This is a genomic window from Paenibacillus sp. BT-177, assembly GCF_025846815.2.
GTDB lineage: Bacteria > Bacillota > Bacilli > Paenibacillales > Paenibacillaceae > Paenibacillus > Paenibacillus polymyxa_C.
On sequence record NZ_JAOYTP010000002.1, the window covers coordinates 248223 to 268159 of the forward strand.

21 protein-coding genes are annotated in these 19937 nt (G+C 44.9%); 9 read left to right on the forward strand and 12 right to left on the reverse strand.

Annotated elements, in window-relative coordinates; genetic code table 11:
• Nucleotides 1–15: 15 nt before the first annotated feature.
• The 4 genes from OIU26_RS07325 to OIU26_RS07340 all read right to left on the reverse strand — a co-directional run bounded on the left by OIU26_RS07325 (nt 16) and on the right by OIU26_RS07340 (nt 2449).
• Entirely contained in the window at nt 16–477 is a 462-nt protein-coding gene (locus OIU26_RS07325; protein ID WP_264216395.1) for a hypothetical protein, read from the reverse strand.
• Nucleotides 478–488: 11 nt separating this feature from the next.
• Entirely contained in the window at nt 489–917 is a 429-nt protein-coding gene (locus OIU26_RS07330) for a GNAT family N-acetyltransferase (protein WP_264216396.1), read from the reverse strand.
• Between the two features lie 233 nt (nt 918–1150).
• Nucleotides 1151–1504, reverse strand: a complete 354-nt coding sequence (locus OIU26_RS07335; protein WP_013370022.1) for a FlxA-like family protein — start codon at nt 1502–1504, stop codon at nt 1151–1153.
• Nucleotides 1505–1588: 84 nt separating this feature from the next.
• Nucleotides 1589–2449, reverse strand: a complete 861-nt coding sequence (locus OIU26_RS07340) for a hypothetical protein (protein WP_264216397.1) — start codon at nt 2447–2449, stop codon at nt 1589–1591.
• A gap of 262 nt (nt 2450–2711) precedes the next feature.
• Here OIU26_RS07340 and OIU26_RS07345 point away from each other — a divergent pair, with 262 nt between their 5' ends.
• The 3 genes from OIU26_RS07345 to OIU26_RS07355 all read left to right on the forward strand — a co-directional run bounded on the left by OIU26_RS07345 (nt 2712) and on the right by OIU26_RS07355 (nt 4371).
• Complete coding sequence (locus OIU26_RS07345; protein ID WP_013370020.1) at nt 2712–3287, forward strand: class I SAM-dependent methyltransferase; 576 nt, start codon at nt 2712–2714, stop codon at nt 3285–3287.
• Nucleotides 3288–3302: 15 nt separating this feature from the next.
• Complete coding sequence (locus tag OIU26_RS07350; protein WP_264216398.1) at nt 3303–3908, forward strand: DedA family protein; 606 nt, start codon at nt 3303–3305, stop codon at nt 3906–3908.
• A 373-nt stretch (nt 3909–4281) separates the two neighbouring features.
• On the forward strand, nt 4282–4371 hold the full coding sequence (locus tag OIU26_RS07355) for a putative holin-like toxin (RefSeq protein ID WP_007429455.1): 90 nt from the start codon (nt 4282–4284) through the stop codon (nt 4369–4371).
• A 202-nt stretch (nt 4372–4573) separates the two neighbouring features.
• Here OIU26_RS07355 and OIU26_RS07360 read toward each other — a convergent pair whose 3' ends face one another.
• The 3 genes from OIU26_RS07360 to recQ all read right to left on the reverse strand — a co-directional run bounded on the left by OIU26_RS07360 (nt 4574) and on the right by recQ (nt 9877).
• Entirely contained in the window at nt 4574–5884 is a 1311-nt protein-coding gene (locus OIU26_RS07360) for an alkaline phosphatase (RefSeq protein WP_264216399.1), read from the reverse strand.
• A 187-nt stretch (nt 5885–6071) separates the two neighbouring features.
• Nucleotides 6072–7928, reverse strand: a complete 1857-nt coding sequence (locus tag OIU26_RS07365; protein WP_264216400.1) for a B12-binding domain-containing radical SAM protein — start codon at nt 7926–7928, stop codon at nt 6072–6074.
• Nucleotides 7929–7978: 50 nt separating this feature from the next.
• Nucleotides 7979–9877 (reverse strand): DNA helicase RecQ, encoded by a 1899-nt coding sequence (recQ, locus tag OIU26_RS07370; protein WP_264216401.1) that lies wholly within the window; start codon nt 9875–9877, stop codon nt 7979–7981.
• Between the two features lie 223 nt (nt 9878–10100).
• Here recQ and OIU26_RS07375 point away from each other — a divergent pair, with 223 nt between their 5' ends.
• Nucleotides 10101–11114 carry an RluA family pseudouridine synthase gene (locus OIU26_RS07375; RefSeq protein ID WP_040101830.1) on the forward strand — a complete coding sequence of 338 codons (1014 nt, stop codon included), beginning with the start codon at nt 10101–10103 and terminating at the stop codon, nt 11112–11114.
• An 85-nt stretch (nt 11115–11199) separates the two neighbouring features.
• Here the strand turns inward: OIU26_RS07375 and OIU26_RS07380 are convergent, their stop codons facing one another.
• Nucleotides 11200–12048 (reverse strand): hypothetical protein, encoded by an 849-nt coding sequence (locus tag OIU26_RS07380; RefSeq protein ID WP_040101831.1) that lies wholly within the window; start codon nt 12046–12048, stop codon nt 11200–11202.
• Nucleotides 12049–12615: 567 nt separating this feature from the next.
• On the opposite strand from OIU26_RS07380, the gene speD reads away from it, so the two are divergent.
• Together speD and OIU26_RS07390 are read left to right on the forward strand one after the other, a co-directional pair.
• Nucleotides 12616–13422 (forward strand): adenosylmethionine decarboxylase, encoded by an 807-nt coding sequence (speD, locus tag OIU26_RS07385; protein ID WP_025676315.1) that lies wholly within the window; start codon nt 12616–12618, stop codon nt 13420–13422.
• 251 nt (nt 13423–13673) lie between these two features.
• On the forward strand, nt 13674–15092 hold the full coding sequence (locus tag OIU26_RS07390) for an NAD-dependent malic enzyme (RefSeq protein ID WP_264216402.1): 1419 nt from the start codon (nt 13674–13676) through the stop codon (nt 15090–15092).
• 82 nt (nt 15093–15174) lie between these two features.
• Here OIU26_RS07390 and OIU26_RS07395 read toward each other — a convergent pair whose 3' ends face one another.
• Together OIU26_RS07395 and OIU26_RS07400 are read right to left on the reverse strand one after the other, a co-directional pair.
• Complete coding sequence (locus tag OIU26_RS07395) at nt 15175–15855, reverse strand: serine/threonine protein kinase (protein WP_165081375.1); 681 nt, start codon at nt 15853–15855, stop codon at nt 15175–15177.
• A gap of 136 nt (nt 15856–15991) precedes the next feature.
• Complete coding sequence (locus tag OIU26_RS07400; protein ID WP_264216403.1) at nt 15992–16723, reverse strand: HAD family hydrolase; 732 nt, start codon at nt 16721–16723, stop codon at nt 15992–15994.
• Between the two features lie 359 nt (nt 16724–17082).
• Between OIU26_RS07400 and OIU26_RS07405 the strand changes: the two genes are divergently transcribed.
• Nucleotides 17083–17940, forward strand: a complete 858-nt coding sequence (locus OIU26_RS07405) for a hypothetical protein (protein ID WP_264216404.1) — start codon at nt 17083–17085, stop codon at nt 17938–17940.
• Here the strand turns inward: OIU26_RS07405 and OIU26_RS07410 are convergent.
• Complete coding sequence (locus OIU26_RS07410; RefSeq protein ID WP_264216405.1) at nt 17912–18061, reverse strand: hypothetical protein; 150 nt, start codon at nt 18059–18061, stop codon at nt 17912–17914. The two genes, OIU26_RS07405 and OIU26_RS07410, sit on opposite strands and share 29 nt — an antisense overlap.
• Between OIU26_RS07410 and OIU26_RS07415 the strand changes: the two genes are divergently transcribed.
• The gene (locus tag OIU26_RS07415; RefSeq protein ID WP_013370006.1) at nt 18050–18805 is read left to right on the forward strand and encodes a threonine/serine exporter family protein; all 756 of its coding nucleotides are present in this window, start codon (nt 18050–18052) and stop codon (nt 18803–18805) included. The two genes, OIU26_RS07410 and OIU26_RS07415, sit on opposite strands and share 12 nt — an antisense overlap.
• 20 nt (nt 18806–18825) lie before the next feature.
• Entirely contained in the window at nt 18826–19260 is a 435-nt protein-coding gene (locus OIU26_RS07420; protein ID WP_013370005.1) for a threonine/serine exporter family protein, read from the forward strand.
• Between the two features lie 100 nt (nt 19261–19360).
• Here OIU26_RS07420 and OIU26_RS07425 read toward each other — a convergent pair whose 3' ends face one another.
• On the reverse strand, nt 19361–19870 hold the full coding sequence (locus OIU26_RS07425) for a GNAT family N-acetyltransferase (protein ID WP_264216406.1): 510 nt from the start codon (nt 19868–19870) through the stop codon (nt 19361–19363).
• Between the last annotated feature and the right edge of the window lie 67 nt (nt 19871–19937).

Consider the following 19937-nt stretch of genomic DNA (forward strand, 5'->3'; position numbering starts at 1 on the left):
TTCCAATCAGAACAATCACAGTCCCTCTTCAAACAACTGCATACCTATAATTTCAAAGGAGACACCATCGCCTGCTTTAACGTGGATATCACCATTCATTTCTTCCGAATCTAAAACAAACGTAGCATCTCCTACAACAATCTCCAGACATTCTATCCCGCCTGCTTCGCCTTGCATCACTTGTTGTATCAATTCTTGAATCCAATAGTCGCCTAGCTTTGGTTGTGGGCGAACAACGCCTGTCTTTTCAGTAGGCCTCAGTCTTCTGAACCCTTCTATACTGGATTGAGAAATTTCAACCGAAATGACACAGCCAGGAATTAACTTGTCCAAGCTTTGTTTATACGGAACAACATACGCATATCCCGAGGTCAGTTCACACCAAAAAGATGTCCAGTAGCCGTATACCTTTTCCTCGCCAATACTACGAATGATGACCTTTTCATCTTTATTTACTTCCTTGATCTGTACGCGCATATTCGGAGTCCTCAGTAGATATTTTTCTTATAATAATAGTGTTTAAAGCCTCTAGGAGCCTCCTCAATGACACCGACTACTTCATACCCATGTTTCTCATAGAATTCAGGCGCTTGAAAAGAAAAGGTATTTAGTTGTATAAAATTACATCCTTTATCTCTAGCCATTTGTTCGATTTCATCAAGCAATTGCGAACCGTAGCCCTTTCCTCTATGGACCTGATCTACCCACAAAATATCAACCTCCACCCAGTTCCAACATAGTACACTTAGAAGACCGCCGATGACCTGACCTTCTCCACTTTTCAGCGTAAGATTAATCTCTTCATATTGAGTTTGAATATCTGCTGGGACGTGTTTTGCATTAAACTCAATCAACTTGTTTCTGACGAAACGAGCTTCATCCTTACTACTTCGACTCATTTGAGGTTCCAGCGTCATGGCTTAAATCCTCCAATTTAGAATGTATACTAACACTACTGATTCAATCTATAAAATACTAAAGTTAGAAACCTTTCATCTTCCTACTGTTATTTATTGTATATACTTTTCTAAGTTTAGTCACATGATTCATTTTAACCCGACGTAAACGCAAAAAAGCAGGCTCCCTATGAAACAGAGAGCCTGCTGTCTTTTGTATCATCGTCAGGCTTACAGAAGAAGAGATGGGATGATCAGATAGAAATATCCAGTGATTTTCCAACCCCAGTAATATCACTGCCATTCGAGCTGCTGGCGCGAGTCATTTCCATATTGCTTGGAGCGGACTTTTCCATTTTTGGTGTTGACGTGCTGCTGGATTGAGAACTTTGCTGTGCAATCTGGGCTTCAATTTGTTTAATTTGCTGCTGAAGCTGCTTCATTTTTGTTTCTTTTGTATCTTTATTATCTTTGCTTTGTTGTACCTTGTTGTACTCTGCTTCAAGCTGAGCTTTTTGCTTTTCCAGACTGGCTGTATTGTTGGCACTGGATGAAGATGAAGTACTTGCAATAGATATAGAATTGCTGGAGGTCGCTGAAATATTCATAGAAAAATTCCCCTTTTTTAAAGTTAAGTTTGGGTTACAGGTGTGGGCTAACCGGTTCTAAGGTATGCTATTGCATCCTAAAGATTAGGACGAAGATGATATAGATTGTTCGAACATCTTAGCGATTTTATCGAATAAAGCCGATATTTCTTCATCTGTTGCATTCGATTCATCTGTGTTTCCCCATGCGTTTTTCAATGCAGAAATCAGATCTGTTTGCTCATCTGTTTCTGCAGATACGGAGCCGGATAGAAGCTCGGAACTCAGGACGTTTTGCAAATCACTCAGTAAGGATCTTTTTTCATCTACCGTAAGCTCTTTTTCAGATGTAGTGGTGTCATCCTCTTGATTGGTAGTCGCCTGAATATTCCATGCAAATGGGGGCATAATTCCACCCATCGCCTGCATCATTGGAGGCAGACCACTGCCATCAACTTCAGGTCGGAATGAGTCATCTCCAGGCGGCGCAGGGCGATTATTTTGGATGGATTCTGCTATCTTATCGAATAAATTGGATACTTCCTCATCTGTTGCTGTCGAAAGATCCACCCCGGATAACAAGTCGCTGACTGCAGCCAAAGGATTTTTCGTACTGTTGTTGATTTCATTCGTTTCAGATAAAGCACTTGAAGACGTTAAGTAACTTTGTAAATCTGACAACAACGCTTTCTGTTCATCCGTAGTCAGCGCCACAGTATCCTGGTCGTACTTGTAGTCATAACTGTAGTTTTCCGTAGGAAGTGGAGTCTGCATACCCCCGGCATATTCCATAAATTCCGCACTTAATTCGAGTGAATCGTTAGATTTCTTGTGTGTGGTATGCCCCGTGTTATTTAGTCCATTCTCATTTGACTTCAGCGTATTCGAATTATCGTAGGAAGTCGAAGTCTTGATGAGATGCCTGTTAATGGATAGTGACAAAGTAGATCCCCTCTCAATGTACATAGTGTTTTTAGCTGCCCACCTCTCTTTCATCGGTAGCAAAACTGAAGGCAGCCTGAGGGAATGCTGAATGATAACTGAATGAATACGGACTGACCCATACGTACTCTTTTTCTTTTTTCCTAGACCATAGTCAAGGAAAGACCCCTCCGCAGGACGGGGAACTGAACCCTACTCCAGACAGGAGCAAGTAAAGGGATAATTTGTTACTCTTAGCAGAGAATAAATGAACGTATATTGAAAATTGAAGGTAGGGGAAAGGTGTATGATCCGTATTAGTCATTTGGTTCATGAGAGACTTATGTTCCTATTCAAATTTTTGTACTCACCTGCATATGTAGGTAGCGTAACACCCAGTTCCAGATTTTTAGCTAAAAATATGATAGAATCCATTCCATGGAGTGAAGTTCATGCCGTGGCTGAGCTCGGGGCTGGAACAGGCGCAATTACCCAATACATTCCGTCTACGACAAAAATTCATCCCAAAGTTCTGCTCTTTGAGAAGGACCCGACCATGCAGCAGAGTTTAAAAAGAAGATTCCCGAATTATCTGTGCTATTCCGACTCGCGTGAGCTTCAGCTTGCTATGAAAAATGCCCAAATTGAACAGCTTGACTGTATAATCAGCGGGCTGCCATTCTTCAACTTTCCACAAGCGATGCGAGATCAAATCGTAGAACAAATTCATCTATCACTCAGGGATGGAGGAATGTTTGTTGCCTTTCAATACTCTAAACAGATGAAGCAGCAGTTAGGTGAATGGTTTGATATTGAAGAAATCAAGTTTGTACCTATGAATGTTCCACCCGCATTCGTCTATGTATGCCGAAAGAAAGCTTAAGAAAGGAGTATGGGGATGGATGTTGAATATTTAATTTCCATTATCGAACAATATGGCTATGCAGCATTATTCTTCTCTCTATGGCTCGGAATTGTGGGACTGCCCATTCCAGACGAAGTTATAGTGATGACTGGCGGAGCCGTAACAAGCATGGGGATACTTCATCCGTTACCTGCTTTTTTAATTGTATATCTTGGGGTTGTATCAGGCCTATCCTTAGGTTATGTGTTGGGCAGAAGCTTGGGTACACCCATTTTGGATCGTTTGCGTCGAAAGAAAAAAATGGACAAGTATATTACTTTTTCAGAAAATTTAGTACATAAGTATGGAAACTTCACGATATGCATCAGCTACTTGCTGCCAATCGTTCGCCACATTGTCCCTTATATTGTGGGGATCAATAAAATGAGCTTCAAACGCTATGCCCTCTTCTCTTATTCAACGGGCTTGATTTGGACGCTGATCTTCTTCCTGCTCGGACGTCTCTTTGGTGACCATGTACAAGCAGTAGGAGAATTGATTCATCGTTATGGCTTGCAGGTGGCATTGCTTCTCATCATGCTGACAATTATATTTTTTATAATGAAATTTGTGTGGGGGAAGAAAACAACGGAGGAGTAAAGGTTGAGTCTATTCGGCATGTTCATAAATTTAAAAGTTACCTGTCGTGCCACTACGCAGACGGATGGTGCTTCCCATCGCCACCGCCCCCGGATTTCTGAAATCGACAAAATACATCTCGAATATACCAAATATATTTATAGGGATTCAAAGATGCTGTGCAATTTTTAAATGAGTTACGTAACACCTATACTGGTTAAGAACTCATAATGATTTTCAACTTTTAAAATATATCTTATGAAAAAACAAAAAAGCGCCTAGAACAGGCGTTTTCATTTTTGTCCTTTTTAGCAATAGTATCCATATGATATACTATAAACTAACAACAGAATGGCTTAGATGGGCGGTCGGCTAGTCTCCTGCAAAGGAGGTGATGCCTGTGGAGGTTAAAGATACGCTGATGTTGATGATTCAATTTGCAACGTTGGTGATCTTGATTATTTCCTTCAACAAAAAGAAATAGACCGCCCTCTGGAAAAGGTTAGCGGTCTATTTTACTAATCCAACCCTACAGCCACCGCCCTTATAAGCGGCTGTTGTAAAAGAGTGAGGATGTTAGAGCATCCTTACTCTTTTTTAAGTATATACCTATTGGCTATAGTTTATCACAAGAAAAACCATATTGACAATATGGAAAACCTTTTATGGGCAGCTTTCACCCTGAGCTATTTTTTTAATTGAAGCAGCTTAACCAGCTTGTCATGAATAGCCGTATTCGGGTAATTTCCACTAAATTGGGAGGAACCCGGACCCATTGCAGTTAGCGCTACATCAACGGATGTATGTCCTCCTGTGGTCCAGTCGATATAAAACTTCTCATCAGAACCTTTTACGGTAAAAGGGCCGTCCTCTTTGGAGACACCTTCACCGGATTCATCTTCCGCATCTTCGCCTTCAATGGCCAAACCGCCTGTTTCATGGTCTGCCGTCACTAACACCAAAGTATCTGGATGCGCTTTGGCATAGTCCTTAGCTACTTTGACAGCCTTATCCAGCTGCCGCCCAGCTTTAATGGTTAATTCACCCTCATTGTCATGCGCCATCTCATCGGTTCCTTCTTCCTCTACCATCAGGAAAAAGCCTTTTTTATTTTTGGAGAGAACATCAATCGCTTTCGCTGTCATATCCGGTAAAGAAACCGTTGGGTTGTAAGAATTGCCTAGTTTGTTGTGAGCTTGGAACATTTCTTCATTGGCGAACAGACCTAGCAGTTTAGAGCCTTTGGCTGCTTTCATTTCAGCCTGATCTGTCACATAGCTATAGCCCAACTTCTTCGCTTGTTCCACCAAATTTCCTTGAGTCCCCTTACTAGCTTCCTCAGGATCTTCTGCCGGTGTATCTGGATGTTTACCTGCTGTTCCTGCAGGGTACCAGAAATCCTCACCCCCGCCCAGAATCACATCCAGCTTGCTTTTCTCAAGATACTGCTTGGCAATCTCGCTTTGCGCGGAGCGCTTCTCAACATGCGCACCAAAGGCAGCGCCCGTCGCATCTGTCACTTGGCTTGTCGTCACCACTCCTGTAGACATGCCTGCTTTTTTAGCCAGTTCCATAATTGTTGTCACTGGTTTTTTATTCAAATCCATTCCGATCGCGCCGTTATACGTTTTCACACCTGTTGCAATGGCAGTCGCAGCAGCGGCAGAGTCTGTAACTAGGTTGTCCCCTGAACTCGTACTAACCAGACCCGTTATAGGCATCTTGTCCATTTCAAGCAATCCCGATTTTCCAACCGTTGCTAAGCGAATCGCGTTGCGACTGGCTTCCCCCATACCATCACCGATAAAAAGAATGACGTTTTTAGGAGTATCCGCTTTAGCTGATACAGCCTTCTGTGCCTTGGACTCTGCAACAGTGGACTTCGGAGAAGTCGCGGCTGCAAAAGCTGTAGGGATATCAGCAGATAATAAGGGTACAGTCAAAACGGTCACAGCACTTAACGCAAGGATACTCTTTTTCATGGAAGGCTTTTTCACAAGGTCACACTCCAATAAATTTAATATTCATATATGATAATTTCATCATATATTGGTTTTGTAAAAAATCGTAAAGCACTAGGTTTCCCGAATGTAAAAAATTGAAGTGGTCAGCTATGTTTTTATAATAAAAAAAGAAGACATCGACTCATGGTATACCAAGAGTTGATGCCTTCTGTTGTTTATACTACATCGCGGCGATATTTTTGCCGATGGGCATGGTGTAGTACAGCGGTTTTTGCTGTCCGTTTTGCTGATAGATTACAAGCAGCAATGTGCGGCCTTCGGCTGTTAATGGGCTACCACCACTCAGGATATGATCCAGACTGAACGGCAGCACATCCAGCACAGCGTGCTTTTGCAGTTCCTTTTCACCCAGCTTCAAAGAAGCAAAGGCTGGGATCATCTCGCGGTATGGCTGCGGCTGTTGGCTAGCCACATCCGTCTCACCCGTATTCTCCTTGCTCACATCTGCCGCCGCAGGGGACAGCAGCGCATCCGGGTGCTGAAGAGCCATTTTCATATAGCTGGACCAATCGTCCTTCTCCAAAGTATGCTCCCACCAGATTTTGCGCGGCTTATATTTATGGTTGAGGAAATAATCAAGCTTCATCAGCCCAAGCACCATATCCATTCGCTTGGTTCCCCGCGATTCCAAAAAGGACTGGAGGCGCGTAAACAAGTCTTCGAGTTGATGTCCAATTTTTTGCCAGCCCTGTCCTTCCCAGTAGTCTCCGAATTCCTGAAAGAAATCAAAGGCGGACGAGAATTCACGCTCAATCAGGTAGTTCACCGTATGGTCCATACGATGAGAGTTCCAGTATTTTTCCAATACATCTTCCAAGCGTTTGAGCCGTACGATATCGGCAAAGGAAAGGACGTCATTGCTCAACATTTCATACGGCGCAACATCCATATACGTATAGTTATACTTATCGGCATCAATGCGCAGACCAGTACCACGCAGCATTTTGAGGAAGCCCAGTTGAAGCTCTTCCGGTCCAAGCGCAAAAACGTCATTAAACGTTTTACGGAATGTGTTGTAGTCCTCCAATGGCAATCCGGCGATCAGATCCAGATGCTGGTCGATTTTCCCGCTTTGCTTGACCTTTGTAACAGTCCGGGAAAGCTTGGTGAAGTTCTGGCGGCGCTTAACCAGTTCATTGGTGGGATCATTCGTTGACTGGACACCGATCTCAAAGCGAAATACCCCCGGTGGCGCGTTCTCCGCCAAATAATCCAATACCTCGGGACGCATAATATCTGCCGTAATCTCAAACTGGAAGACACAGCCACGGTGATTTTCAATCAAAAACTTGAACATTTCCAGCGCATAATCGCGTTTAATATTAAAGGTTCGGTCCACAAATTTAATCAATTTAGCCCCATTGTCAATCAGATACAGAATATCCGACTTGGTGCGCTCGATATCGTAATAACGCACCCCGACCTCAATGCTGGACAGACAAAATTGGCAACTGAACGGACAGCCCCGGCTCGTTTCAAAATAGACAACCCGTTTCCCGAGTTCTGGGATATCCTCTGCAAAACGATATGGTGACGGCAGCTCGTTCAAGTCCGCTTTTGGACGACCCGGCATGATAATGACCTCTTCTCCCTTACGGTAAGCCAGTCCATATACAAAATGGAACTTGCGATCCCCTTCCAGCTCCTGCAGCAGTTGATGGAAAGTTTCCTCTCCCTCACCAACAACGATAAAATCCACATTCGCCAAGCGCTTCATCCAGTGCTCTGTATCGTAAGATACCTCCGGGCCACCCAAAACAATCTTGACCTCGGGCATAATCTTTTTCAACACATCAATGACTTTAATCGTCTCTTCAATGTTCCAAATATAACAGGAAAAACCGATGACATCTGCCCCTCGTTGAAACAGATCGGATACGATGTTCATCACCGGGTCCTTAATCGTATACTCCGCCAGCTCGATATCAAAATCCTTTTCACTGTAGGCTTTGAGGCATCGGATGGCCAGCGAGGTATGAATATATTTTGCGTTTAACGTTGATAAAATGACTTTCATAGGTCACAACCTTCTATAAGTTTGCATGGACTCTTACATCCTTAGTATAGCTATTCAAAATCCTCGTACACATTATCTGCAAAGATCTCATCCTCGATCACCATTCCGCCAGTATTCCCCTGATTTTGAAAGAAATCAAGAAACGGCTTGCCATACTTGCGGAACTTCACTTCACCAACACCCTTGATCCGCAGCATGTCTGCCTCGGATTGCGGACTCGCTACGCTCATCTCTCGCAGCGTGGCATCATTGAAGATGATATAAGACGGTACATGCTCCTGAGCGGCCAGATCACGGCGGATCAGGCGCAATTGCTCGAACACAGTTTCGTTGACTGCGGCAGGGTAGGTATCGCGTCCCTTTCGTCCACGTGATCCCGCTCCACCTGCAAAAGCAGTGGCATGCCGGACCACACGCTGCATGACTTCGCGCTGACCTCTCAGTACTTCAGCAGCAAGCTGTTGCAAGCGTACGACCGGATATTGCCCCTCGGATAGCATCAGATAGCCTTCCGAAACAAGAACATTGATAATTTCAGCAATTTCTTTTTCCGTTCGGTTGCCCATCACACCATAGGTTGGCAGGCTGTCAAAACCATACTGCAGCACCTTTTTGTTGCGCGAGCCTTTCAACACCGAGGCTACCATTGAAACCCCATACCGTTCCCGCATACGATGTATGCACGAAAAAATCTTTTGCGCATCTATGGTCATATCCACCAGTTCCCGCTCATCTGTACATGAACTGCATATGCCGCAGGCTTCATGCTCCTGCGCTTCTCCGAAATACTCCAGCTGTGCTGAACGTAGGCAGCGAGTCGTGTAACAATAGTCAACCATCTGTTGGAGCTTACGGTAGTCGTTGCGCTTGCGGTCTTCATCCTGTGGATTTTGCTCAATCAGGAACTTCTGGGTCACAATATCTTGCGGTCCGAACAGCAAAATACATTGACTTGGGTCACCATCACGTCCTGCGCGTCCTGCTTCTTGTACATACGCCTCCATATTTTTAGGCATATTGTAATGAATGACATAACGTACGTTTGATTTATCTATCCCCATACCGAAGGCATTGGTTGCGACAATAACACGGATATCGTCGTAAAGAAACCCTTCCTGGCTGTCTGCACGTTCCTGATCAGTCATTCCTGCATGATAACGTCCTGCTGCCATGCCAGCGTCGCGCAGGCGTTGATATAAATCATCCACGTCCTTACGTGTCGCCGCATAAATAATGCCCGATTCACCCTCATGTTCACGAGCATAATTTAGCAAAAAGCTACGTTTGTCCTCCCCACGCAGCACACTGAATGCCAAATTCGGCCTTCCAAGACCTGTAACGAACGTTTCCGGTGAACGCAGACGAAGCAGGCGTACGATATCATCCATAACCTGTGGTGTAGCCGTTGCCGTAAACGCAGCTACGATTGGACGTTCATACAGCCCGTCCACGAATGGAGCCACCGCCAGATAGCTGGTACGAAAATCATGACCCCACTGGGATACACAGTGAGCCTCATCTACCGCAACGCAGGAAATCGGTAACTGAGCCATCTCATCACGGAACCAATCCAGTTCCAGCCGTTCAGGGGCGACATACAGCAACTTCAAATCTCCGTTCCGTGCGGCGCGGATACGGTCGTTGACTTCTCGACCGCTCAACGTGCTATTAATGTAGGCAGCTGCAATCCCCATCGTGGTCAGCGCATCCACCTGGTCTTTCATTAACGAGATCAGTGGTGACACAACAATGGTCAGCCCCTCATGCAACAACGCGGGAATCTGGTAGCATATCGATTTTCCGCCACCTGTTGGCATGATGCCCAACGTGTCGTTGCCTTCCAGCATACTGGCCACAATTTTCTTTTGTCCCTCCCGGAAATCGGGATAGCCATAAAATTTTTGCAGCAAGTCCTGCGCCCGTTCCAATGTTGGTGCTTGTACACTCATAGTTTCAAAACTCCTCATATTTCTAGCGTCCTCGACGCATATCGGCTTTTCTTTCGTTACCTTTAGTTTACCGGGGTTAAGGGTAATGTTCAACCGCTGGAAGTCTGTCAATCGGGTTTTAGTCTTTTATGGCATTCGCTGTTTTCTCATGATATAGTGGACACGGTGCCGCAAATGGTCCATAACTATGAAGAGATACGGCTCCAAGAAGGAGAAAGAACCCATGAATAATCGGAAACCTCAAAGGAAAAATCATACAAAATCAACCTCAAACTCAAGCCATTCCAAACGCAACCACAAATCCGCCGGAAAATCTGGCTCCTATAGACCGGAAGCTCAACGGAAAACCCATACTTTGGATAAAGCACCTGCCAAAACATACATCGTTCAGGAGCCTGCCGAGCTATTGAGCTTTTTAGTTGAGCATGTGACTGGCATGGGCCGTAATTCCATTAAATCAGCATTGGCGCGTGGACAAGTTTCCGTCAATGGTATTCCTCGTACTGTGCATAATTTTCCGCTGGAGCAAGGACAGACTGTCGCGCTCTCCAAGGAAAAGGTAGCTCCTGTGGTGCCGCTAACCGGGCTGCGTATTTTGCATGAGGACGAAGCTATTATCGTTATCCATAAAGATGCCGGGTTGCTTTCTGTCGCTTCTGCGCAGGAGCAGGAAGTCACAGCATATCGCCAGCTTACAGCCCACGTACGACGCGAGCATCCGTACAACCGTATTTTTGTACTGCATCGTTTGGATCGTGATACATCAGGAGTGATGATGTTTGCGAAAAGCGAAGCCATACAGCAGGAAATGCAACAAGCGTGGAAGGAAGTTGTGTATGAACGAACATACATTGCTCTCGTGGAAGGACAGGTAAAAAAAGAAGCGGGCACAATCACCTCATGGCTGAAAGAAAGCAAGACGCTAAAAATGTACTCTAGTCCTTATCCGAATGACGGACAGCACGCAGTCACTCATTACAAGCGGCTTCAGGCCAATCGGCATTTTTCTTTGCTGGAAGTACGTTTGGAGACCGGACGCAAAAATCAAATTCGCGTGCATATGGAGGATATCGGTCATCCGATTGTTGGGGATAAAAAATACGGCTCTAAGTCCAAGTCGATTGGCCGCCTTGGTCTGCATGCAAAGGTATTGTCGTTTATACATCCCGTCACCGGAGTATTGCTGCGTTTTGAATCCGACATTCCTAAAACCTTTTTGAATCCGTTTAGAGAGTAGACTGCAGTAAAGCACACGAAGAAGAGTGTAATAATACAAAAGAAAATTAGGGGGTTGTAAAAAAACAGCCCCCTTTTTTTGTTGGTTAAGCGGTATACCTCCGAACACCATCAGCCATTTTCATCAATTCATCCCATATATATATGGGTGAATTACACACTGGACATTCTACCCAACCGTTTAAGTAGGGTAGCTGGGCAAGAAGTAATTTCTCATCTATTTTTTGAGCATATTCGTGTAGCCACTGTATATTTGCACCTCTATGGTCCAATGAACGGGGGCGAATCGGATAGGGGATTAGATCGCCTGAACTGACAGGGTCTTTATCATAGACAACCAGAGTGTCACCCTGTTCATCAGGCCAAATATAGAGCGGGGTACCGCAATGGGGACAATCCAGCATATATTCGTCACCTGTATCATAGGTTTGCAGCATATAGGCTACGCAATGATACCCCTCAAAGGCGGCAGCCGCAGCAAGGACATAGCGCTTGCCGACATCTTCTTCATGTTCTTTCGCATAGAGCACCATTTCTTCCGTCAATTCTGCAAGGCGAACGATGGCACTTCGATATTGCGCGTAGATATATTCTGCCAGGCTAGAATCCACTTCTACCTGATCCCTTGCAAATTCCAACGGGATTTTGGTATGTAAGGGATTATTATTCTTCGCTTCAAATATTCCGCAAATGTTATATATATCTGCCCGAATTCCTATATCAGAACTCTTTAGCGCAATGTCTACTAGGTAAGGTACAGCCGCAAATGTACAAGTATACAACGTATTTTGGTGATACAATTCCTCCCAATACAAGGTGTCAGCTATTTCGCCATCATATCCGGCTTGGAGCTGTTTTAACATTTCTGGGACGTATTGAGAAGAACCGTAGGGGCCTTGGAGCAGAGTCCAGACCGGATCGGACAAAGCCAGCATCTTGATACTCCTTTCACCGTTTTCTTACAGTAACATGAGATAGATTTATAAAATGAGTTTGCTATCAAAAATTCATTTAACATCATAATTCTTAGCTTGTTACGTTTATTTCATTATACGCATATCACTAGCTGAAGTTGCTTTTCTCATTTTACGCAATGTACAAAGTCACTATTTTTGAGGGTCTATAATCATATTCGGTTAAGATTTGGGCATTATGAAGATAAGATACATTAAATTCAGGAATTACGAACCTAAAATTTTCTATTACATTACGAATCCACTGTCAATTTCGTTCCTTTCCTGTATACATAGTCCACATTATAAGGCCTGTTACTTAAAAATTGCTGAGTAAGAAATAAAGTATATTAACGTTAAATTCCCATACATGTAAAATCGAGAGGATCTCAAGTGACCCTGCCTGTTTTTAAATATGCCAAACGGGTAAGACATACATATTCAAGTCTCTATTTTGTCCGTTACAGAACGGATTGTATGAATCGGTATATGAAGAGGCGTGTTGGGAATATTACGTATGAATACTGCGACTATAAGGGGAAATAGCCTATGACCATAACACCGGAACAGCGGATTACCCTGCACGGATTTAACAATTTGACCAAATCATTGAGCTTTAATATGTACGATATTTGTTACACCAAAACGAAAGAGGAACGCGAGGCGTATATTGAATATATTGATGAACAATATAACTCGGATCGACTGACAGCTATTTTAAAAAATGTATCCGATATTATCGGCGCCCATGTACTCAATGTTGCTCAGCAGGATTATGTCCCTCAAGGAGCAAGCGTGACAGTGCTTATATCAGAAGGGCCGATTGTGGAGGTACCGAATGAATCGTATGCAGAGTCACCAGGCCCCTTACCTGAGTCTGTCGTGATGCAACTGGATAAAAGCCATATTACGGTTCACACCTACCCTGAATATCATCCAGACGAGGGGATTAGCACGTTTCGTGCAGATATTGATGTTTCTACCTGTGGGGAAATCTCTCCGCTCAAGGCACTTCACTATCTGACTCATTCTTTTGACACTGACATTATGACCATTGATTACCGGGTACGCGGCTTTACACGTGATACGAATGGTCATAAGCTTTTTATCGACCATGACATTGCTTCGATTCAAAACTATATTCCCGACGAAGTGCGCAATCAGTATGACATGATCGACGTGAATGTGTATCAGGAAAATATTTTCCATACCAAATGCAAACTAAAACAATTTGATTTGGACAACTATCTGTTCGGCTACACGAAGGAAAGTTTGAGTGAAAAAGAACAACAGAATATATCAACAAGGCTCAAAATCGAAATGGATGAAATTTACTACGGCAAAAATATGACGTAAACAAAAAATGGATCATTTCGTTGTACAAAGGACGATTGCTTGGACTGGAATTCAGCCGAGCTTTCGTCCTTTTTGGATACAAAATCATGGATATTACTCAGCTTGATCTGTACAAGTGGAAGAATGTTCACTATGATAGGGAAAGAAACCACTAATTTAAACTATCAGCCCAGATGTTAGACTTGCTCCCGAATGTAAACGCAATCAATTGATCTCACCATTTTGTTATGAAAGACAAAGGAGGAATTTGTATGCAAGGCGGTATTGGCGGTAAAAATATTATTTTACGACTGGAAATTTCCACCGAGCACATCCAGTTTGGTCAATTGATTACGTTGGTAAACGAACATGGCGGAGATGTCATTGCCATTGACGTCATCCGCACTTCTGAGAAGACCACTGTAAGAGATATTACAGTCACCATTGCTGATCCAGCAGAAATCGACCGAATGATCACCCGGATTAAAAAAGCACAAGGTGTAAAGGTACTGTCCATCTCAGATCGCACCTTCCTCTTACATCTCGGGGGCAAGATTGAAATGCAGCCCAAGGTCCCGATTCAAAACCGTGACGACTTATCCCGGGTATACACTCCTGATGTGGCGCGCGTATGTATGGCCATTCATGAGGAGCAGGACAAAGCTTTCCGGTTAACGATCAAGCGCAATACTGTCGCTGTCGTCTCTGACGGAAGCGCTGTCCTCGGACTCGGCAACATCGGTCCATATGCAGCCATGCCGGTAATGGAAGGCAAAGCTATGCTGTTCAAGCAGCTTGGGTCCGTCGATGCCTTCCCGATCTGCCTGGATACGCAGGACACGGAAGAAATCATTAAAGCCATTAAGCAACTGGCCCCAGCCTTTGGCGGTATTAATCTGGAGGATATTTCATCGCCACGATGCTTTGAAATTGAACAGCGGTTACGTGACGAGCTGGACATACCTGTTTTTCATGATGATCAGCATGGCACAGCTGTCGTTTTGTACGCAGGGCTGATTAATGCACTCAAGGTGGTTGGCAAAGCTCTGTCTGACGTCAAAATTGTCGTCTGCGGTATCGGGGCTGCAGGTGTGGCCTGTACCAAAATTTTGCTATCTGCAGGGGCAGTGAACATTATTGGTGTAGACCGGAACGGTGCGCTTACAGCTGATGAAACCTATGAGCATCCGATGTGGGACTGGTATGCGCAGCATACCAACCCCGAACGGCTGTCCGGCACGCTATCTGAGGTTCTGAAGGACGCGGACGTGTTTATCGGTCTGTCGGCAGGCGGAATATTGCAACGAGAAGACGTGAAGCGCATGAAGGAAGCTCCTGTCCTGTTCACCATGGCAAACCCGGTCCCTGAAATTAACCCAGAGGATGTCGAGGACATTGCAGGGGTCATCGCTACCGGACGTTCAGACTATCCTAACCAGATTAACAATGTACTTTGCTTCCCCGGCATATTCCGAGCAGCACTGGACTGTCGCGCCCGTGAAATTAACGAAGAGATGAAGCTGGCAGCCGCAGAAGCTATCGCAAGCACAATCCGTCCCGATGAATTAAACAAACTGTATATTATCCCGGGTGTATTTAACGAGGGCGCCGTACAACAGGTGCGTAAAAAGGTGATTCAAGCCGCGATTGCGAGCGGTACGGCCAGAAGAGTGCCTAGAGATTTCAGATAAAAGAAAAGGATTGCTCCCGTAAAGCGGGTGCAATCCTTTTGTATAGAAGGATAGGGCTGTATTTCGGTATCCTTCACAGCGGTTATGATTTCCATTTAGAAAACAATTGACTGGCACGTTGGGCAAACTCCTCCAGGTTGATGCTAGAGTTGTCCAGCTTGTAATACCATTTTTTGATCGTCTCCAAAATCCATGAAGGAACCTTAACCTCGGAGAAACCGGAATAGAACGTATGATACGCCCACACCAAATGCTCCCAACGCTTGTCATCGCCTTCTTTTACATATTCAGATACATCTAGCACCTTGGCGCGTCCATCTTGCATGAGTACATTTTTGAGATGAATATCACGAGGATTCAGCCCCCTGGACCGAACAAATTCCCTCGCCTTTTCCACGTCCTCAATGACCTGCTCCGGCACCGGAATTCCTTGCAACAGGCAATCCAGCAGCGTAATACCAGATTCGTAACTAATGACAATATACTTATCGCCTTTTCCGTAATAATGAGGAAAAAAATCAGAACCTTGCAAACGCTCATATACATCGGCCTCTGCATCTTTTTTTTCGATCGCCATGTCTGAATACACCTTAAACGCGTAGCCTGGCAACGTATCGAGCGTAAATACGGCCGCATCTGTCCCAATGCCGATACAGCGGACGCCTTGGGTGGCTGTTTTAATGGTAACTGGGTCATTATCCTCCGTACTATATACGGTCACTTGACTTATGATGTCGTCTGCCTGCCTCCATTGTTCTACCATGCGCGATCCCTCCTTCTCTGTTGTACCCATTTCAAATGAAGTTAGATCTATAACAGATAAATAGTATTACGGACCAGCTTTTGAAATAGCTTCAAAATAGGTTGGATTCTTTTAGATGACACGATATGTACCGCGTCTAACGTGCGTCGGGCAGGAGCAGCCTTCTTAGCTCTGCATAGCTTGCCGCAGTTTCATAGGCTCCCGACACATCAGATTCCGGGATAGCATTCCTGTGATTGAACCAAATTACCCGCCAATTTGCAGCTATAGCTCCCGCCACATCATTACGCCAGGAATCCCCAATGTAGCAGCAATGCTCTGCTAAAGTTCCTGTCCGTTCGTTCACTATTTCGAAAATGCGCCGATCAGGCTTGGCATAACCAACAGTCCCAGACACAAAAATATGCTCTGCCGCAACATGATTTTCCAGTGTCATAGCTTTAATTTTGCTCATCTGATGTTCTTCAAGACCGTTCGTAATCAAACCGACCAAATAGCCAGCCGAGCTCAATTCATCGATTAATGAGGTAGCCCCCTCAAAAGACTCAATTCGGTACTGTCGATCCAAGTATTCTTGTTGGACATGCACTGCCTGCTCACGGGTAATAGCTACTCCGAATTCTTGTAGAGCCAGAATAAAACGACCTTCCCTCATATCATCCAGTTCATCCTGCCCTGCTTTCCCCTCCAATAGTCCTCCTTTAGCCGATAGTAAATCGCTGTAATAGCGAATACGGTGGTAGACTTCCTGATATGGAAAACGCTCACTTAATCCTAATACTGTACGCAATGCATCACGTGTAGGGTGCAAATGATCGTACATCGTATCATCTACATCAAAAAAAACAGCCTTCTTTTGCAAGTTCATATGCCCACTTCTTTCTGTTAAATCTTTGGATGACACTCTCTATACCTTGTCCTGATATTATACCCGTTGACCTATTACGTTGCACCCTGACCTTCCCAGCCCGTATCTCTCATTCACCCTTCTCAGGTGATAACATACACTGAAAAGACTGCATTTTCGCAAACTCACTTTACTTCACTACTGCGCTAACATAGGTATCTTGTCCTGGTTTGAACGAAAGCGTTTTATTTTGACAGCACACGGGTAAAAGGTCACATTTTTGAAAAAATTCGTCATACAGGTTTACATTTCGTGTAAAATCACGTACCTTTTAGGGATGAACGCTTTACAGATGTACTTGGATAAGGGAGGTATACACAATGGATTCCGGTTCTAACCTAGCCTACGGATCAGCCACACCTTTGATTGAGGCACTTATAGAGTTTGAACAGGAGCTTGAAGCGAACCGGCATTCTCTGAGTTTTGATTTGGGCTTGATTATGGAACAGGGCCGCGCTCCGCGATATATGGCTACACCGCCTGATGTTATTCCTTTTGCCCACGCTGGAGTGGACGGGATACATTATGGCTTTTTAACCGATTTTGGCCTTGAAAAGGACCTTTCACAGGCTCCGATTGTATGCGTTTCTCCCGTCGATTGGACGGGGGTATGGGTGGTTGCCCGCCATTTGCAGGATTTTCTAAGCGTTGTTTATACAGAAAACAGTTCATTAAAACGATACTATGCCAGTGGAGCTGACTATTCTGGACATGCCGGTCAGCGTCCTCCGCAAGCTGTGGATGAACGTACCGCATTTGTACGCGAATGCTTTCGGGAGCGCTTTGGCATTCTGCCGATTCAAGATATGGCAGCCTACATCGACAGCTTGCGAACAGAGCGTAAGCAAAATGAAGTTGCTCCTACACTGAATGGCTTGGGTATTCAGACATCTTCTTCTATGAAGCGTAGCTCTTCTATTGAGAGCGACTTCTTGAACGTAACCGAGCCGTTCCTCTGGGAACAACAAGGTGAAGCTGTACGTGAGTTGTTCCGCAGCGGTTCGCGTGAAGCCAGACTGGCCTTTATTCGGGATGCTCAGACACGGCATCTGTTCACCCATTCAGCCCTTCGTGCTTTTGTAACAGGGCAGCTTAAGTTGATGGACTTGTCTGAGGCCGCAACATACCTAGAAGAGTCCTACTATACCGTTATTCCTGATACGATGGAATCTCGATAAACTCCATAGATTCCCCCAATTTAACCGCCTCTGAAAAGGCGGCTTTTTGTGCTACAATAAATGAAAACAACAGGGTCGAACGACCTGAGGCGCATGAAAGAGAGCGAGCATGAATAATCATTCCTATCCTACTCCTGAAATCATTGAGGTTTGTCTGCTAGCAGGCAAACTGATGATGCAAAATGGAGCCGAGACCTATCGTGTTGAAGACACGATGTCCCGCATTGCTTCGGCCTATGGCATATCCCAGTCCCATAGCTATGTAACACCCACTGGAATTTTTTTTGCCATTAATGATTCGGAACCTGCCAAGCTTATCCGGATCGTAGAGCGGACTACAGATTTGCACAAGGTGACCGAGGTGAACTCCATTTCACGTAAAATCAGCGCAGGCACTTTGTCACCCAGCGCAGCCGTAAAAGAGCTTTCGGAAATTGAACGTGGTCCCCTCCGCTATTCCAATCGTGTACAGCTGATCGCTGCAGCGTTGGCCAGCGGTTGCTTTATGATCATGTTTGGTGGAGTGTGGCGAGATTTCCCCGGAGCTGTGTTGTGCGGCGGTATCGGATTTGCAGCCTTACAATATTTTCACAGGCTCGTTAAGGTTAAGTTTTTCTCAGAATTTTCTGCATCTTTTCTAATCGGCTTGCTGGCGGCTCTGTTAGTGATCGTCGGCGGGGGACAGATGATGGATAAAATTATCATTGGCTCCGTCATGCCATTGGTGCCAGGGTTGTTAATTACAAATGCCCTTCGGGATTTAATGTCCGGGCACCTTGTCTCAGGGCTTTCCAAAGGTGCAGATGCTTGCTTGACGTCTTTTGCCATTGGAGCTGGTGTTGCAGTTATCATTTCTTATATGTAATTTGGAGGAGATTCAAGCTTATGCTTGCACAATTATTCACAAGCTTTATTGCCACCGCTGCTTTCGGCATACTGTTCCACGCCCCCCGACGCTCGCTGCTGCAATGTGGTTTTGTCGGTATGCTGGGCTGGCTTGTCTATTATTCAACCACAGATAGCATGGGACCTGTGAGCGCCAGCCTTTTAGCCACGATCCTTATCGGCATCGTCAGTCAAGGTTTTGCTAGACTGTACAAAATGCCTGTGATTATTTTCAGCGTGGCAGGCATGATTCCCCTGGTGCCAGGAGGAATGGCTTATAATGCCATGCGCCAGTTCGTACAACAACATTATCCTCAGGCACTGGAGCTGGCCATGAGCACACTGATGATCGCAGGAGCGATAGCAGTCGGTTTGGTAATCTCTGAGGTGCTTAACCAAATCTTTCACAACATACGTTTTAAACCTCAGCGTTAAAAACGGAGAAATAACAAAGTAAAAAAAGGCTGCCTCCAAAATCGCTACACTGACAGTGTATGAGACGATGTTGGAGGCAGCCTTTTTCTGTAGCTCAATATTAATCTACTCGCTTACCCAATATAGCCAGATCGCGCTCTATGCTGTCCAGCACGGCAACACGTGGATAATACCCCCACTGCTCAAAGCCAAACTTCCGCAGCAGCGCAATACTCGGTTCATTATGACCAAACACAAACCCCAACAATGTTGTAATTCCTAGTCTAGGACATTCATTTAGCAAGTGCTGTACCAGACGGCTTCCAGTGCCGGTTCCACGAGAATCCTCATGGACATAAATGCTAATTTCTGCTGTACCGTTATAAGCTGGTCGGCCATAAAAGGACTGAAGACTGGCCCATCCAGCAATTGTCCCCTTTTGTCTTAGTACCCACAAAGGGCGGTGGTTTTCCTCATGAGCCTCAAACCATGGAATACGGCTCTCTACTGTCACCGGCTCCAGATCTGCTGTGACCATTCGTCCTGCAATCGTAGAATTATAAATATCCACAATATCGGGAAGATCCTCCCTGCACGCAAATTCAATGGAAAAAGATTGGTCGTTATTCATTATCGTATCTGCCCCCCCTATTGTGGTGATTTATTTATTGTACAGGACAAGCGCCCGAACAGCCATA